At 70.9% G+C, this 16,171-nt stretch carries 16 protein-coding genes; 10 read left to right on the forward strand and 6 right to left on the reverse strand.

The window, feature by feature from the left end:
* Positions 1–3 precede the first annotated feature (3 nt).
* Entirely contained in the window at positions 4–1,533 is a 1,530-nt protein-coding gene (arfA, locus tag Vlu01_RS07140; RefSeq protein WP_203995674.1) for an arabinosylfuranosidase ArfA, read from the reverse strand.
* 110 nt (positions 1,534–1,643) lie between these two features.
* On the opposite strand from arfA, the gene Vlu01_RS07145 reads away from it, so the two are divergent.
* Entirely contained in the window at positions 1,644–2,351 is a 708-nt protein-coding gene (locus Vlu01_RS07145) for a hypothetical protein (protein WP_203995675.1), read from the forward strand.
* Between the two features lie 75 nt (positions 2,352–2,426).
* On the opposite strand, the gene Vlu01_RS07150 is transcribed toward Vlu01_RS07145, so the two are convergent.
* Positions 2,427–3,443: a LacI family DNA-binding transcriptional regulator gene (locus Vlu01_RS07150; protein WP_203995676.1), complete on the reverse strand. Its 1,017-nt coding sequence runs from the start codon at positions 3,441–3,443 to the stop codon at positions 2,427–2,429.
* Positions 3,444–3,707: 264 nt separating this feature from the next.
* On the opposite strand from Vlu01_RS07150, the gene Vlu01_RS07155 reads away from it, so the two are divergent.
* The 4 genes from Vlu01_RS07155 to Vlu01_RS07170 all read left to right on the forward strand — a co-directional run bounded on the left by Vlu01_RS07155 (position 3,708) and on the right by Vlu01_RS07170 (position 8,775).
* Positions 3,708–4,859 (forward strand): Gfo/Idh/MocA family protein, encoded by a 1,152-nt coding sequence (locus tag Vlu01_RS07155; RefSeq protein WP_203995677.1) that lies wholly within the window; start codon positions 3,708–3,710, stop codon positions 4,857–4,859.
* Positions 4,856–6,010: a dihydrodipicolinate synthase family protein gene (locus Vlu01_RS07160; RefSeq protein ID WP_203995678.1), complete on the forward strand. Its 1,155-nt coding sequence runs from the start codon at positions 4,856–4,858 to the stop codon at positions 6,008–6,010. Before Vlu01_RS07155 ends, Vlu01_RS07160 begins: the two co-directional genes overlap by 4 nt.
* A complete protein-coding gene (locus Vlu01_RS07165; RefSeq protein ID WP_203995679.1) occupies positions 6,007–6,825 on the forward strand; it encodes a sugar phosphate isomerase/epimerase family protein in 819 nt (272 codons plus the stop codon). Before Vlu01_RS07160 ends, Vlu01_RS07165 begins: the two co-directional genes overlap by 4 nt.
* 417 nt (positions 6,826–7,242) lie before the next feature.
* On the forward strand, positions 7,243–8,775 hold the full coding sequence (locus Vlu01_RS07170) for a COG1361 family protein (protein ID WP_203995680.1): 1,533 nt from the start codon (positions 7,243–7,245) through the stop codon (positions 8,773–8,775).
* Positions 8,776–8,810: 35 nt separating this feature from the next.
* Here Vlu01_RS07170 and Vlu01_RS07175 read toward each other — a convergent pair whose 3' ends face one another.
* On the reverse strand, positions 8,811–9,719 hold the full coding sequence (locus Vlu01_RS07175) for a 5'-3' exonuclease (protein ID WP_203996002.1): 909 nt from the start codon (positions 9,717–9,719) through the stop codon (positions 8,811–8,813).
* A gap of 83 nt (positions 9,720–9,802) precedes the next feature.
* Between Vlu01_RS07175 and Vlu01_RS07180 the strand changes: the two genes are divergently transcribed.
* A complete protein-coding gene (locus Vlu01_RS07180) occupies positions 9,803–10,183 on the forward strand; it encodes a VOC family protein (RefSeq protein ID WP_203995682.1) in 381 nt (126 codons plus the stop codon).
* 10 nt (positions 10,184–10,193) lie between these two features.
* Here Vlu01_RS07180 and Vlu01_RS07185 read toward each other — a convergent pair whose 3' ends face one another.
* Complete coding sequence (locus Vlu01_RS07185; RefSeq protein WP_203995683.1) at positions 10,194–10,418, reverse strand: hypothetical protein; 225 nt, start codon at positions 10,416–10,418, stop codon at positions 10,194–10,196.
* A gap of 245 nt (positions 10,419–10,663) precedes the next feature.
* Between Vlu01_RS07185 and Vlu01_RS07190 the strand changes: the two genes are divergently transcribed.
* Positions 10,664–11,806 carry an acyl-CoA dehydrogenase family protein gene (locus Vlu01_RS07190; RefSeq protein WP_203995688.1) on the forward strand — a complete coding sequence of 381 codons (1,143 nt, stop codon included), beginning with the start codon at positions 10,664–10,666 and terminating at the stop codon, positions 11,804–11,806.
* Positions 11,807–11,892: 86 nt separating this feature from the next.
* Positions 11,893–12,363 (forward strand): Lrp/AsnC family transcriptional regulator, encoded by a 471-nt coding sequence (locus tag Vlu01_RS07195; protein WP_203995690.1) that lies wholly within the window; start codon positions 11,893–11,895, stop codon positions 12,361–12,363.
* 14 nt (positions 12,364–12,377) lie between these two features.
* On the opposite strand, the gene Vlu01_RS07200 is transcribed toward Vlu01_RS07195, so the two are convergent.
* Positions 12,378–12,992 (reverse strand): histidine phosphatase family protein, encoded by a 615-nt coding sequence (locus Vlu01_RS07200; protein ID WP_203995692.1) that lies wholly within the window; start codon positions 12,990–12,992, stop codon positions 12,378–12,380.
* A gap of 273 nt (positions 12,993–13,265) precedes the next feature.
* On the opposite strand from Vlu01_RS07200, the gene Vlu01_RS07205 reads away from it, so the two are divergent.
* A complete protein-coding gene (locus tag Vlu01_RS07205) occupies positions 13,266–13,460 on the forward strand; it encodes a CsbD family protein (RefSeq protein WP_203995694.1) in 195 nt (64 codons plus the stop codon).
* Between the two features lie 106 nt (positions 13,461–13,566).
* Here Vlu01_RS07205 and Vlu01_RS07210 read toward each other — a convergent pair whose 3' ends face one another.
* Positions 13,567–14,964, reverse strand: coding sequence for a KamA family radical SAM protein (locus Vlu01_RS07210; RefSeq protein WP_203995696.1), 1,398 nt, complete (start codon positions 14,962–14,964; stop codon positions 13,567–13,569).
* A 93-nt stretch (positions 14,965–15,057) separates the two neighbouring features.
* On the opposite strand from Vlu01_RS07210, the gene kdd reads away from it, so the two are divergent.
* Entirely contained in the window at positions 15,058–16,167 is a 1,110-nt protein-coding gene (kdd, locus tag Vlu01_RS07215; protein WP_203995698.1) for an L-erythro-3,5-diaminohexanoate dehydrogenase, read from the forward strand.
* The last annotated feature ends 4 nt before the right edge of the window (positions 16,168–16,171 follow it).

Raw genomic sequence — 16,171 nt, forward strand, 5'->3', positions numbered from 1 at the left:
CGGTCAGTCCTGGTGGGGACCGGCGGCTCGGGCGACCGTCAGCGCGGTCCACGACACCGGCGGCAGCTCCACGGTGAGCAGACCGTCGGAGAGTCGCGCGGTGTCGTTGGTCCGTAGCCCCACCCGTTGCGGGTCGCGCAGGTCGTTGGCCGCGCGTACGTCGGTGTCCCAGATCCCCCGGGCCGAGACCTCCCCGGTCGGCTGGCACGCGCGGAGGTCGATTGTCACCTTCGTCGCCTCGGTGAGGTGCCGATTCTGCAGGAAGATCGACATCTCGGATCCCTCGCTGGTCGCGGCTGCGGCCACCACCGGCACCGAGCCGAAGGTCGCGGTGGTCGTCTCGTCGGTGTCGGCCAGGACCCGCAGCGCGTCGCCCCGGGCGGCGTGCGAGGTCACCGAGAACGGGAAGAAGGTGGTCTGCCGCCAGGCCGGCCCACCGGGCTCCGTCATGATCGGCGCGATCACGTTGACGAGCTGCGCGAGGTTCGCCGAGGTGACCCGGTCGGCATGGTTGAGCAGACTGATCAGCAGACCGCCGAGAACCACGGCGTCCGCGACGGTGTACCGGTCCTCCAGCAGACGCGGGGCCACCGGCCACTCGTCGATGGTGAACTGCCGCGCCTGTTCCTGCCAGCGGCTCATGTACCAGATGTTCCACTCGTCGAACGAGAGGTTCACCCGCTTGGACGACCGTTTGACCGTGCGGACGTGGTCGACGGTGGCGACCACCGACTCGATGTAGGAGTCCATGTCGACGCCGGAGGCGAGGAAGCTCGCGAGATCCCCGTCGTGCTCCTGGTAGTAGGCGTGGCAGGAGATGTAGTCGACGTCGTCGTACGCGTGGGTCAGCACGACGCGTTCCCACTCGCCGAAGGTCGGCATGCCCCGTCCGGACGAGCCGCAGGCGACCAGCTCCAGATCCCGGTCCACCTGTCGCATCGCCTTCGCCGTCATCGCCGCGAGCTTGCCGTAGTCCTCGGCGTCGCGGTGGCCGAGCTGCCAGGGCCCGTCCATCTCGTTGCCGAGGCACCACATGGCGACGCCGAACGGGTCCTTGCGGCCGTTGGCGGCCCGCTGGGCGGCGCGGGCGGTGCCGGCCGGCAGGTTGGCGTACTCCAGCAGCTCGACGGCCTCCTTCGGGCCCCGGGTGCCGAGGTTGACCGCCAGCATCAGCTCACTGCCGACCAGGTCCAGCCAGCTCTGAAACTCGTGCAGGCCGACCTGGTTGGTCTCGGTGGAGTGCCAGGCGAGATCGAGCCGGCGCGGACGCTCCGCCACCGGGCCGACGCCGTCCTCCCAGTTGTAGCCGGAGACGAAGTTGCCGCCCGGGTACCGAATCGTGCTGACCCCGAGCTCCTTGACCAGCTCGACCACGTCCCGCCGGAACCCGTCCGGTCCGGCGCTCGGATGCCCCGGCTCGTGGATGCCGTCGTAGATGTGACGACCGAGGTGTTCGACGAAACCGCCGAACAGCCGGCGACGGACCGGTCCGATGGTGAAGGCCGGGTTGATGGTGAGGTGCGCGCGAGGCATGGGGCTCCTTACGATGATCATCCACGATAACGTTTTCGACGACGGTAGACGAGCCCGGTCAGCACCGACCCACCGCAGATTGGGGCACTATGCGAGCTGGGGGGTGACACATGCGCTTTCCTCGCCTTGCCGGCATCGCCGGCATCGGGTTCGTCGCGATCCTGGTCGCGGCGAACCTCCTCCTGACGGCGGCAGGTTTCCCTACCCCGTCCGAACACGCATCCGTCGAGGAGATCGCCGAGGTCTTCGCCACCGGGTCCGGATCCCTGCGACTGGCCTCGGCGCTCCTACCGGCGGCCTGGTTGCTGGCCACAGTCTTCGCCGTCGGGGTCTGCGCCTGCCTCGGACGCTTCGAGCGGGGCCGTGCCGACCCGTGGTCCCTTGTCGGTCTCGCCGGCGTACTCATGCAGTCGGTGGTGTTCACGAGCGTCGAGGCCACCCGCCTGGCCCTGACCTCCGCCGCCGAGAACGGCTCGGGTGACGTTGCCGGCCTGTGGGGTCTGCACACCGCTCTGTTCGGCTTCAACCAGGTATTTCTGGCGACGGCACTCGTCGGCTTCTCGATGTCCGGCATCCGTAACAAGGTCATCGCCCGCTGGCACGCCATCACCGGCTTCCTCGCCGCCACCCTGCTGTTCCTCACCGCGACGACCAGCCCGTACGGCGTCGGCGACGTCAACCCGCTTGCCCTGCTCGGCCTCGTCGGCTGGCTGCTCTGGCTGGTGTGGATCGTGGCGTACAGCGTCACCCTGATCCGGCACCCGCCCAAGCCGTTGACGTCCACCACCAACGCCGACACTGCCCCCGCCAGCACATGACCGGCTGAGGACCGCCGACATCGATCTCCGGGGGAGCCGCGACGGCGCTTCACCGCCGGCGAACCGGCAGGTGCGTCACCTCGGCGCGGGTCCGGAGCTGTCCCGGCGGATCAGGTCGGCGGCGAGCGATTCGACCCGAGGGCTGGCGGCTCCCGGGTCGAGGGCCAGGGCCATCGCCCGGGCGCCCATCTCGACAAGCGGCAGCCGGATCGTGGTCAGCGCCGGGGTGACGTCGCGGGCCATCGGCATGTCGTCGAAGCCGAAGACGCTGACCTGCTGGGGCACCGGCACCGCGCGGGCGCGCAGCAGCGCCAGCGCGCCGATGGCCATCGAGTCGTTGAGCGCCGCGATCGCGGTCAGTCCGGGCTCCGCGTCGAGCAGTGCGGCGGTGGCCTCAGCGCCGCCGTCGCGGTCGAAGTCGGCGTACCGGATGCGGTGTTCCGGCAGCTCCCGGCCGTGTTCGGCGAGCGCCGCGCGGAGCCCGGTGAGTCGGTCGGTCGTGGTGGTCAACACCCGAGGCCCGGCCACCACGCCGATGTGTTCGTGGCCGAGGCGGCACAGCTCCTGACCGAGGAGTTCGCCACCGCCCCGGTTGTCCGGCATCACCGCGTCGCCGGAGTGCTCGTGGCGGCCGATCACCGCGACCCGGCCACCGGTGGCCTCGTACGCGGCGAGCTTGCCGTTGAGCAGCCGGGTGAAGTCGGCGTCGTGGTAACCGGAGCCGGCCAGGACGATGGCGGCTACCTGTTGGCCCCGCAGCAGCTCGACGTACTCCAGTTCGCGTTCCGGGTCGCGGTAGCTGTTGCAGATCATCAACAGCCGGCCCTGGTCGGTGGCGACCCGTTGCAGACCCCGGGTGATCTCCGAGAAGTACGGGTCGGAGACGTCGTGCACGATCACCCCGACGGCGCCCCGGTGGGAGCGGGCCAGCAGTTGGGCGTGGGCGTTGGGTACGTACTGCAATTCGGCGACGGCCCGTAGCACCCGCTCGCGCAACTCCTCGGTGACCGGCTTGCTGCTGCCGTTGATCACACGGGAGGCGGTGGCGGGTGAGACACCGGCCCGCCGGGCCACATCGGACAGCGTCGCCACACCCGCCCCCTCGCGTCGCGTCGGCCGCTGTCGTGGCGACCAGCGACACCGTACCGCAGTGAGGGCCCTTCGCTGTTGCCCGGTAAACGCAGGTCAACGCCCGCAGGTCGAGGCCTCGCAGCTGGTGCCGGTGTGCGGGGCCACGGTCGAGACGGCCGAAAGTTCCGCCGCCAGGCAAGCCCTTGCCTGGCGCCTACGGCACCGCCTAATCTGGCAGGAAAGCGCTTACCTGATCGTTTCGGCGCGTACGACGGAAGGACCTCCATGACCCGCAGGTCGATCGGCATCATCGTGAACGGCGTCACCGGTCGGATGGGATACCGACAGCATCTGGTGCGCTCCCTGCTGGCCATCCGCTCCTCCGGTGGCGTGCCACTGGCCGACGGCACCACGCTCTGGCCGGAACTCGTCCTCGTCGGCCGCAGCGAGACCAAGCTGCGTCAGATCGCCGAACGGCACGGCCTGGACGACTGGACCACGGACCTGACCGCCGCGCTCGCCCGCGACGACGTCCAGGTCTACTTCGACGCGCAGGTCACCCAGCAGCGGGAGAAGGCCATCCGGCAGGCCATCGAGGTCGGCAAGCACATCTACACCGAGAAGCCCCTCGCCGAGGACACCGCCGCCGCCCTGGACCTGGCCCGCGCCGCCCGGGTCGCCGGCGTACGCACCGGTGTGGTGCAGGACAAGCTCTTCCTGCCCGGGCTGCGCAAGCTCAAGCGCCTGCTCGACGGTGGCTTCTTCGGCCAGGTGCTGTCGGTGCGGGGCGAGTTCGGCTACTGGGTCTTCGAAGGCGACTGGCAGCCGGCACAACGGCCGTCCTGGAACTACCGGGCCGCCGACGGCGGCGGCATCGTGGTGGACATGTTCCCGCACTGGCACTACGTGCTGGCGGAACTGTTCGGCGAGGTACGCGCGGTCACCGCGACCGTGGCCACGCACATCCCACGCCGGGTGGACGAGGCCGGCCGGCCCTACGAGGCCACCGCCGACGACGCCGCCTACGGCGTCTTCGAGCTGGAGGGCGGCGTGATCGCGCAGCTCAACTCGTCCTGGTGCGTGCGGGTGTACCGCGACGAACTGGTCGAGTTCCAGGTCGACGGCACCGAGGGCAGCGCCGTGGCCGGGCTGCGGCGCTGCCGGGTGCAGCACCGGGCGGTCACCCCCAAGCCGGTCTGGAACCCGGACCTGCCGGCCACCGAGGACTTCCGTTCGCAGTGGACGGAGGTGCCGGACAACGATGACTTCGACAACGGCTTCAAGGTGCAGTGGGAGGCGTTCCTGCGGCACGTCGCCACCGGCGAGCCGTTCCCGTGGGACTTCCTGGCTGGTGCCCGAGGCGTGCAGTTGGCCGAGCTGGGCCTGCTGTCGGCCCGCGAGGGGCGCCGCGTCGAGGTGCCGGAGCTGGCCCTGTGAGCGGCACCGAGGTGACCCTGCCCAGCGGCCGACGCCTGCGACTCTCCGGCGGCACCGGGCATCCCCGCCCCGCCGGCCCGCCGAACTGCCGCATCGCGTACGCCGCCGCGCACGTGGTGGCCGATCCGGCCGCCGACAACACCCCGGGTACCCCGGCGGTGCTGGACTGGGACCGTACCCTCGCCTTCCGCCGGCACCTCTGGTCGTACGGCCTGGGGGTGGCCGAGGCGATGGACACCGCGCAGCGCGGCATGGGCCTGGACTACCCGGCCACCCGGGAACTGATCCGCCGCAGCGCGGCGGAGGCCCGGGCGGCCGACAGCCGGATCGCGGCCGGGGTCGCCACCGACCAGCTGCCGCCCGGCCAGGCGACGCTCACCGAGGTCACCGCCGCCTACCGTGAGCAGCTCGACGACGTGCAGGCCGCCGGGGCGGTGCCGGTGCTGATGTGCAGCCGGCACCTGGCCGCCGTCGCCCGCGGCCCCGAGGACTACCTGCGGGTGTACGACGAACTGCTGCGCGCCGCCGACCGGCCGGTGCTGCTGCACTGGCTCGGCCCGATGTTCGACCCGGCGCTGTCCGGTTACTGGGGCAGCACCGACCTGGACCTGGCCGCCGACACCGTGGTCGAGTTGCTGAAGACCCACGCACCCCGGGTGGACGGCATCAAGGTGTCACTGCTCGACGCGGGGCGCGAGGTGGCGTTGCGTCGCCGGCTGCCGGCGGGGGTACGCCTCTACACCGGCGACGACTTCCACTACCCGGAACTCATCCGAGGCGACGAGGCCGGCCACTCCGACGCCCTGCTCGGGGTCTTCGCCGCCATCGCACCCGCCGCGTCGGCGGCGTTGGCCGCCCTCGACCGTGGTGACCTGGCCGCGTACGACGAGATTCTGGCCCCGACCGTGCCGTTGGCCCGGCACCTGTTCGCCGCACCGACCTGGTACTACAAGACCGGCATCGTCTTTCTCGCCTGGCTGGCCGGGCACCAGGACCACTTCACGATGGTCGGCGGGTTGCAGTCCGGCCGCTCGCCGGAGCACCTCGGCACCCTGCTCACCCTCGCCGACACCGCCGGCCTGCTGCCCGACGCCGAACTGGCCGCCGCCCGGGCCCGTGCCTTCTTCACCGTCGCCGGGGTGGCCCAGTGACCGGGGACCGGGCGGCGCTGCGCCGGTTCTCGTTCAACCAGGCCACCGCCCAGCACTGGCCGCTGCCCGACGCGGTCGCCGGTTGCGTCGCTGCCGGCGTACCCGGTATCGGCCTGTGGCGGGAACCGGTCGCGCAGTACGGCCTCGGCCGCGCCGCGAAGCTGGTCCGGGACGCCGGGCTGACGGTCACCACCCTGTGCCGGGGCGGGTTCTTCACCGCCGACGACTGGCGGGAGCAGAACCTGCGCGCCATCGACGAGGCGGTCGCCCTCGGTGCCCCGGTTCTGGTCCTGGTCTCCGGTGGCCTGCCGGCCGGAAGCCGGGACATCGACGGCGCCCGGGCCCGGGTCGCCGACGCGATCGCCGAACTCGCCCCGCACGCCGACGCCGCCGGGGTGACGCTGGCCATCGAACCGTTACACCCGATGTTCGCCGCCGACCGGTGCGTCATCGCCACCCTCGGTCAGGCGCTCGACATCGCCGAACGGTTCGACCCGAGGGTGGTCGGCGTGGTGGTGGACGCATACCACGTGTGGTGGGACGACACCGTCCACGACCAGATCACCCGGGCGGGGGAGCGGGTCGCCGCCTTCCAGGTCTGCGACTGGGTCACCCCGCTGCCGGAGGGGGTGCTGCTCGGCCGGGCGCTGCCCGGTGACGGCTGCATCGAGTTGCGCCGGCTGCGCGAGGCGGTGGACGCGGCGGGCTACACCGGCCCGATCGAGGTGGAGGTCTTCAACGCCGACGTCTGGGCCCGCCCCGGCGAGCAGATCCTGGCCGCCGCCATCGACGGCTACCTGCGCGAGGTCGCCTGAGGGCGCCGTGGGGTGGTGGTCGCGGAGGGTCCACCGGGCGGGTGAGGACGAGCCGATCGCGGTCGGTACGCCCGAACACCGCGGTGGTGTCCAGCCGGGTCCGGTCAGCGGGTCCGGTCGGCGGGCGGAGCATCACATCAACGGGTCGCTCACCGCGATCCGTTGATGCTCTCAGCTCGACAGGGCCCACCTCCGCTTATGACGGACCTCGGAGCGCCACCGCCGCAACGAGCCACCTGTCGGCGGCGACAGCTGGTGCCGTCCGAGGCCGGGTCACGCCGGGCGGAAACCGCCGGGTGACCTCAGGCGGCGGCGCGCCGGGCCGACGGCGAACCACCTGCTTCCGGCGACGGTGGCATCCGTGAGAGTCTTACCCGGCTCAGCTCCCGCGGTATCACCGTTCCTGAGGGACTCACCATGCAGACTCATGTTGTTCGTCGGTGGCTTGCCGGCGTGGCCGTCGTCGGCATGCTCGTCACGGTGACCGCCGGTGCGCCGGCCGCCGCCGAGCCGTCCGCAACCGCAGCGGTACGCGTCAACGACGTCATCGTCGCCGTCGACGGCCCGCAGAAGTGGGTCTCGCTCAGCATGCTGGGTGATCAGCAGGTGGGCACCTACACGGTGCGGGTGGACCGCAGCGCCGTCATGGCGTTCGCCGACATCGACCAGGGTGACGGTCCGGACGTCTGCACGACGTCGGGCGCGGTCCTCACCTGCGCGGTGACGATCGACGGCGACTGGGGTTCGGAACTGCTCAGCCTGGCGGTGCGGGCGGCCGGGGACGCGCAGCCCGGCCAGCAGGGGGAGTTGCTGTTCACCGTCACCGCACCGGACGGGACCACCGGGCCGTACCGGTCCAGGGTCACCGTGGGCGAGGGGGTCGACCTCGCCACCGAGCGGACGATGACCCTCGACAGCAGCCTGGGCGCCCGGGTCGACGTACCGCTGACGGTGCTGAACCGGGGCACGAAGACCGCGCACGGGATGGTGCTGTACCTCTCCGGATCCTACGGGTTCACCCCGTCGAAGCGGTACGAGAACTGCGAGTACAGCGATCTTGATCTCGACAGCAGCGCCTTCGCCTGCACGTTCGACGATTCGCTGGAGCCCGGTGAGGCGCTGCGGGTGGACTCGACGTTCGGCGGGACGGTACCGGCCGACAGTTGGGCGCCGAACCTGCACCACAGCTACGCGGTCTGGTTCACCCCGGCTGACTGGGAGGAGTTCCGTTCCCGGTTGCCCTCGGCCGGGCCGCTCGGTCCGAAGGGGAGCGACGCGGCGCTGACGCTGGTGCCGGTCGAAGGGACGCAGGCCCGCGCGCTCGGGCAGACCGACACCGACACCCTCGACAACGAAACCCGGGTCACGCTGACCGTCGACGGCGACCAGCGGGGGGACGTGGCCGCGGAGGGGACCACCGTCGCGGGGGCGGTCGGCGACACCGTGGCGATGCGGGTCGGCTACCTCAACAACGGCCCCGCGAGCGCCGGGCCCAACGGTCAGCAGGGGCTCAACGTCGAGACCATCGTGACCCTTCCGGCCAACGTCACCGCGGTCACCGCCCCACAGGCCTGCGTCGACCAGCAGGAGGACGAGTGGCGGCCCGGTAAACCGGGCGCGCGGGTGTACGTGTGTGCCGCACGCGGCACGATCAGCCGTGGTGAGCGGGTGAGTTTCGAATTCGACCTGCGGATCGACCGGGCCGGTGGCAAGGGCGGCACGGTCCGGTTGCACACCTTCAACGGCGACGGCCCGGTCAACGACCTGAAGCCGACCAACGACACCGCGAAGATCGAGGTGAAGCTGACCGGCGGTGGCGGCGGTGGCGGTTCGCTGCCGATCACCGGCGCCCCGACCGGCCTGATCGTCGGCGTCGGTCTGCTGCTGGTCGTCGCCGGTGCCCTCGGCTACCTGCTGGCCCGCCGCAGCCGGATCCGGTTCATCGTCTGAGCTGGCCCGGGAACTGAGCTGGCCCGGGAACCGGGTCAGCTCGTCGGGGTGCGGGTGGCGAGCGCATCGACCAGGCGACGGGTGGAGCCCGCGAGGTTCCACCGCTCGGCCAGGTCGAGCAGCCGTTCCGGGTCGGCCGGCGCCACCGGCAGCTCAGTGGGCAGCGGGGGTAGCGGCACGTCCAGGGCGACCCGGACCACCTTCGGCGCCACCGCCAGGTAGTCCCGTGCCGCGTTGAGCTTGGTGCGCAGCCCGGGTGCGAAGCCGGCGGCGGGGTCGTCCAGGGCGGCGAGGATACCGGTGATGTCGCCGTACCGGTCGATCAGCCGGGCGGCGGTCTTCTCGCCGACGCCGGCCACTCCGGGCAGCCCGTCGGACGGATCGCCCCGCAGCGCCGCGAACTCGGCGTACCGGTCGGCCGGCACGCCGTAGCGGGACCGTACGGCGGCGTCGTCGCAGTCCTCCAGTTTGGCCACACCGCGTCCGATGTAGAGCAGTCGCACGCCCCGGGAGTCGTCGATCAGCTGGAACAGGTCCCGGTCGCCGGATACCACCTCGACCGGCCCGGGCTGGGTTACCGAGAGGGTGCCCAGCACGTCGTCGGCCTCGTAGCCGGTCGCGCCGACGACGGTGATCCCCACTGCGTCGAGCACGTCCAGGATCATCGGCACCTGCGGGGTGAGGGTGTCCGGCACCACCTCGCCACCCTCGGGGGCCACCCGGTGCGCCTTGTACGACGGCAGCAACGCGACCCGCCAGTCCGGCCGCCAGTCGTGGTCCATCGCGCACACCATCCGCCCGGGGCGGCGGGTGCGTACCAGGTGGGCGAGCATGTCGAGGAACCCGCGCACCGCGTTGACCGGCTGACCGTCGGCGGTCTTCGCGGCGGATTCCGGGATGCCGTGGAACGCCCGGAAGTAGAGACTGGGTGCGTCGATGAGCATGATCGGGGTCTGCGCAGTCACGCCCGACAGCCTGGCACACCCCACCGACGTTCGACGACGGGCGACACGATCAGGAGGACGCGATGAGCACTCCCACCCGGCTGACGCTGACCCAGGTCAACCTGGACACGCCCGACCCGGTCGGGCTGGCCCGCTTCTACGCCCGGCTGCTCGGCTGGGAGACCGAGATCGAGCAGGACGACGACGTGATCCTGCGCAACGCCGACGGCGGGGTCGGGCTGGCTTTCCAGCGGGAGCGGGCGTACGCGCGGCCGACCTGGCCGGCCGAGACCGGGCGGCAGCAGATGTCGATGCACCTGGAGATCGGCGTGACGGATCTGAGCGCCGCTCTGGACCACGCGTTGGCCTGCGGCGCGACGCTGGCCGAGTTCCAACCGCAGGAGGACGTCCGGGTCTGTCTGGACCCGGACGGCCACCCGTTCTGTCTGTGGTTGCAGGGCTGACCCGGCGCGGTCAGCTCGCGCCGGCCGCACCTCGCCGGCCGCGTCGCCGGGCGTACGGCAGCACGAACAGGTAGAGACCGGTGAACATCAGCAGAGCCAGCGGCAGCAGTGGCAGATAGGCCACCCATTCGACCGGCTCCTCCCGCGTGAACGCGACGACGGTGACGAGGACCGCCACCGTGAACACGATCGCCAGCCACCGGTGAAGCTGCCGGATCACGTTGTTCCACCCCATCGGAACCTCCTGGACCAGTGAGTCGCGGTTGCCTGGCCGCGACGACCTCGTGCCACGCTAACGACGCGTGAGGAGCCGGGGCTTCTCGATTCCTGACCGGTTCGCCGCCGGTTCTTCGCCGCGCGGGTCGACACCGTCGGCCCATGATGACCCAAACGAGCGTTAAGCTAGGTGGGGCCACGGCACCTGCCCGGACGGCCACGAGGAGCCCAACTCACCACCACTCCCGCGGAGCTCAACACACCATGACTGTCGACCGGATCCTCCCCACCGACGAGGCACACGACCTGCTGGAGTTGGCCACCGAGCTGGCCGACCGGGAACTCGCGCCGAAGGCGGTCGAGTACGAACAGCGCGGCGAGTTCCCCCGGGAGGTGCTGCGTACGCTGGGCCGGGCGGGCCTGCTCGGCCTGCCGTACCCGGAGGAGTACGGCGGTGCCGCCCAGCCGTACGAGGTCTACCTGCAGGTGTTGGAGATCCTGGCCAGCCGCTGGCTCGCGGTCGCCGAGGCGGTCAGTGTGCACACCCTGTCCTGCCATCCGGTCGCCACGTTCGGCTCCGAGCAACAGCGCAAGTTGTTGCCCGACATGATCGGTGGGGAGCTGCTCGGGGCGTACTGCCTGTCGGAGCCGCAGGGTGGTTCGGACGCCGCGGCGCTGACCACCCGGGCGGTGCGCGACGGGGACGGCTACGTCGTCACCGGCACCAAGGCGTGGATCACGCACGCGCAGGTGGCCGACTTCTACAACATTTTCTGCCGGACCGGCGGCCCCGGCTCGCGCGGCATCTCCTGTCTGCTGGCCGACCGGGCCACGCCGGGCATCCACCCGCAGGCCGCCGAGCGCACCATGGGGTTGCGCTCGTCGCCGGTGGCGCAGGTCGTGTTCGACGAGGCCCGGGTGCCGGCCGACCGGCTCGTCGGTGGCGAGGGGGCGGGCTTCAGCATCGCCATGTCGGCGCTGGACTCCGGGCGGTTGGGCATCGCTGCCTGCGCGGTCGGGCTCGCCCAGGCGGCGCTGGACTACGCGGTGGACTACGCCCGGGAACGCGAGCAGTTCGGTCGGTCGATCATCGACTTCCAGGGGCTGGGCTTCACCCTGGCCGATCTGGCCACCCAGATCTCCGCCGCCCGGGCGTTGACCCTGGCCGCGGCTCGGCTGCGCGACGCGGGTCGGCCGTACTCGATCGAGGCGGCCAAGGCGAAGTTGTTCGCCACGGACGTGGCGATGCGGGTGACCATCGACGCGGTGCAGGTGCTGGGCGGCGCGGGATACGTCGCCGACCATCCGGTCGAGCGGTACCTGCGGGAGGCGAAGGTGTTGCAGATCGTGGAGGGCACCAACCAGATTCAGCGACTGGTGATCTCTCGGGCACTGGCGAAAGACTGACCGAACGCGTTCGTCGGCCCGCAATACGCGACGGCGGGCGGGTTTGTCAGTCGCGTGGACCGGTCGTACCCGGTAGGTTGCACGCCGTGGAGGAGATCGACCGCGCCATCGTGGTGGCGCTGACCGCGGACGGCCGGCTGTCGTACACGGATCTGGCGGAGAAGGTCGGCCTGTCGGTTTCGGCAGTGCATCAGCGGGTGCGTCGGTTGGAGCAGCGTGGGGTGATCAAGGGCTATGCCGCGCGGGTCTCCTTCGAGGCGTTGGACCTGCCCCTGACCGCGTTCGTGGCGATCCGGCCGTTCGATCCGTCGCAGCCGGACGACGCACCGGAACGGCTGGCCCACCTGCCGGAGATCGACTCGTGCTACTCCGTGGCGGGGGAGGACTTCTATCTGTTGCTGGTCCGGGTGGCCGGGCCGGTCGACCTGGAGCGGGTGCTCCAGGAGATCAGAACGGCGGCGAACGTCACCACCCGTACGACCGTGGTGCTGTCCACGCCGTACGAGCACCGGCCACCGAAGGTGGGGCGGGAGCCGACGAGCCAGCCACCCCGCTGATCCTGCGCCGGGGGTCAGTGGCGGGCCGTCGAGTCCGCCGTGCTCTGCTCGGGCGGTGCCGGAGGTGGTTGGTTCCAGCGGAGGATCACCCGCCGGCCGTGTTCGTGACCGAGCAGGCTGAGGGTGGCGGTGTCCAGGCGGAACAGCCCGCCGGCTGACGGCGGCAGGCCGATCCACCGGGCGCCCAGGACGCGTAGGGAGTGCGCGTGTCCGACCAGTGCGACGGGACCCCGGTCGAGTAGTGGGTGCAGCTTGGCGAGCAGTCGGTCGAGGCGCTCGCCGATCTCACTCGGCGACTCGCCGCCCGGACAGCCGTCGGTCCAGACGCTCCACCCGGGATGTTCGTTCTGGATCTCCGCGGTGGTGCGGCCCTCGTAGTCGCCGTAGCGCCACTCGGCGAGGTCGTCGTCGGTGCCGGTGACGGCCAGACCGGCCAGTTGCGCGGTGCGCAGCGCCCGGAGCCGAGGGCTGGTCAGCACCGCGACGAACCGCCGTCCGGCGAGAGCCGGTCCGAGCGCGCGGGCCTGCCGCTCGCCGTCGGGGGTGAGCGGCAGATCGGTGTGCGAGGTGTGTCGGCGGCTGGCGCTCCAGGTGGTTTCGCCGTGCCGGACGAGCAGGATCTCGCTCATGCCGTCGCACCGTGTCGCTGCCCGGCGTGGTGCGTCCGGACCGCTTCTGCGATGAGGGTTCGCTGGTCCACGCCTCCAGTCAACCAGGCGGGCATCGCCGTTGTCGGATGACGCCGCAGCTCTCACCCATATCCCTAGTGTCCTAGGATGCCGTAGCGGATATGTGCGCGCCCACCGGCTGAGCTGCCGTTTCAGGCCACCGGACCGGGGGACACCAGAGTGAGCGGGGCGATCCGCTCCGCTCGCACCGCCGAGACAGGCAGGGGAGGCGACATGAGCTTCACCGACAAGGCGAAGAACAAGGTCGAGGAACTGGGCGCCGCCGCCAAGGAGCGCATCGGCGACATGACCGACAACGACCGCATGCGGGCCGAGGGCGCCAACCAGCAGAGTGGTGCCCGGGCCCGTCAGGCTGGTGAGAAGGTCAAGGACGCTGGGCGCAACGCGAAGGATGCCATCACCAAGTGATCGTCCGGCACGGAAGCGGGCCACCGGAATGATCCGGTGGCCCGCTTCGCGGTGCGGGTACGGGTCGGCGTGGGAGGTGCCGTTCCGGCTGTGAGCTGGGCTGGGCTCAGTCGTCGCGGTGGTCGCGCCACCACTGCTGACCAGCCTGGGGAAGGCTGTCGATCGGGTCGTAGTAGGCGTAGCGCTTGCTGAGCGCCTCCAGGTCGGCGGACTCGATGGAGGTGCGGTAGTTCTTCGTCCAGTAGGAGATGCCGCGTTCCCGGTCGTACTCGGTGACCATGTGCACCCAGCGCTTCCCGACGAAGGGCACGTCGCAGACGATCCGTGGGGTGGCGTATCCGGGGAGGTAGCCCATGATGTCGTGCTGGAGCTGCTGGGCGTGCCAGACCGGGACTCGCCAGTGCTCGGCGTTCGGGATCATGTCGCACATGTAGAAGTAGTAGGGCAGGATGCCGGCTTCGCCCTGGAGCGCGAAGCAGAGGTCGAGCAGGTCGGTGCTGGTGGCGTTGACCCCGCGCATCAGCACGCCCTGGTTGCGTACGTCGCGTACGCCGATGTCGAGGGCGGTCTGGGCGGCCCTGGCGACCAGCGGGGTGAGTGACTGGGCGTGGTTGACGTGGGTGTGGATGGCGAGGTTGACGCCGCGGCGGGCGGCGGTGCGGGCGACCCGCTCCAGGCCCTCGACGACGTCGGGTTGCAGCCAGTGCTGGGGCAGGCCCATGAGGGCCTTGGTGGCGAGCCGGATGTCACGGATGGTTTCGATCTCCAGCAGGCGCATCAGGTACGACTCGAGGTTGCGCCAGGGCACGTTGGCCACGTCGCCGCCGGAGACGACGACGTCGCGGACGCCGGGGTGTGCTTTGAGGTAGGTGATGTGGGCGTCGTACCGGTCGACGGGTTTGAGGGTGAGCTTGAGCTTGTCGACCGTGGGGGTGGAGTTGCCGACGAGGTCCATACGGGTGCAGTGCCCGCAGTACTGCGGGCAGGTGGAGAGCAGTTCGGCGAGGACCTTGGTGGGGTAGCGGTGGGTCAGACCCTCGGCGACCCACATGTCGTGTTCGTGCAGTGAGTCGCGGGTGGCGTAGGGGTGTGACGGCCAGTCGGTGCGTCGGTCCGAGGCGACCGGGATCATGTAGCTCCGGATCGGGTCGGCGAGCAGCGCGTCGGTGGTCGGTGGGGCGTACGGCACCATGGTGTTGATCATTTGCGGGGGCACCAGCATGGACATGGTGGCCAGAGCGCGCTGGTCGGCTTCGAGGTCGGCGTAGAAGGTGTCGTCGACGGTGTCACCGAGCACGGTGTGGAGCTGCTTGAGGTTCTTGACGCAGTTGACTCGTTGCCACTGGGCGCTCTCCCACTGGTCGCGGGTGACGTCGCGCCAGCCGGGGAAGCGGGTCCAGTCGGGTTCGACGAGTGGGTTGCGGCGGTACTCGTAGGGCTGGCCGGTGAGGGTGGGGGGCGGTGGTGCCGGGATGGTCTGCACCGGCGGTCGGGTCTGGGTCACGGCCCCTCCTTGGTCTGGCTAAGTGATCAGCGAACCCGAAGGCTACTGGAAAAATTTCGGTAGAGAAATTATTCTGCCGTAAGTTTTCCCGCCATGCGAGTCGAGGGCGGGGCTTCAGGCGGCTGGGACAGGGAGGTCGACGTGACGTCACCGGTGGGTCTGCACCGCGTCGTGGAACCCGCGGGCGTGCTGCCGCAAGCTGCCTGGCGGCTGGACACACGTCCGGAGATCGCGCCGAACGAGGTGCGGATCCGGGTGGAGCGGCTGAACCTGGACGCGGCGAGCTTCCGGCAGTTGTCCGAGAAACACGGCGGGGACGGTGACGCTGTCCGGGCCGAGGTGCTCGACATCATCTCCACCCGGGGGAAGATGCAGAACCCGGTGACGGGATCGGGCGGCATGTTGATCGGCACGGTGGAGGAGGCCGGTCGACGGTCGCCGTTGGGGCTCAAGGCGGGCGAGCGGGTGGCGACCCTGGTGTCGTTGACGTTGACCCCGCTGGTGGTGACCGACGGGTTGGCCGGCTGGGACGGTCGTAGTGAGCAGGTGCCGTGCGAGGGGTGGGCGATTCTGTTCGCCCGGTCGGTCGCGGCGGTGCTGCCGGCGGATCTGGATCCGCAGTTGTCGCTGGCGGTGCTGGACGTGTGTGGTGCGCCGGCGTTGACGTCGCGGGTGGTGTCCCGGTATGTGGCTGAGCGGGCGGCCGAGGGGGATGCCCGACCGGTGACGGTGGCCGTGGTCGGCGGGGCGGGTAAGAGTGGTTCGTTGTCGCTGGCGGCGGCGCGGCGGGCGGGCGCGGGTCGTACGGTCGGCGTGGTGCCGGTGGTCGCGGAGCGTGACGCGCTGGTGGCGGCGGGGGTGGCCGATGTGGTGGCGTTGGCGGACGCCCGTGATCCGGTGGCGTTGTCGACGGCGGTGACGTCGGCCCTGGCGGTGCCGGCGGACGTGACGGTGGTGTGTGTGGATGTGCCGGGCTGTGAGCACGGTGCGGTGTTGGCGACCGCGGACGGCGGCACGGTGATCTTTTTCTCGATGGCGACGAGCTTCGCGGCGGCGGCGCTGGGTGCGGAGGGTCTGGCTGCGGACGTGACGATGCTGGTCGGCAACGGGTACGTGCCGGGGCACGCGGAGTTGGCGTTGGGTCTGTTGCGGGGCGAGCCGGGGGTGCGTGGGCTGTTCGAGGCACGGCTGGCGGCAGACTGAGGCT

The sequence above is a fragment of the Micromonospora lutea genome (assembly GCF_016863535.1).
Taxonomy (GTDB): domain Bacteria; phylum Actinomycetota; class Actinomycetes; order Mycobacteriales; family Micromonosporaceae; genus Micromonospora; species Micromonospora lutea.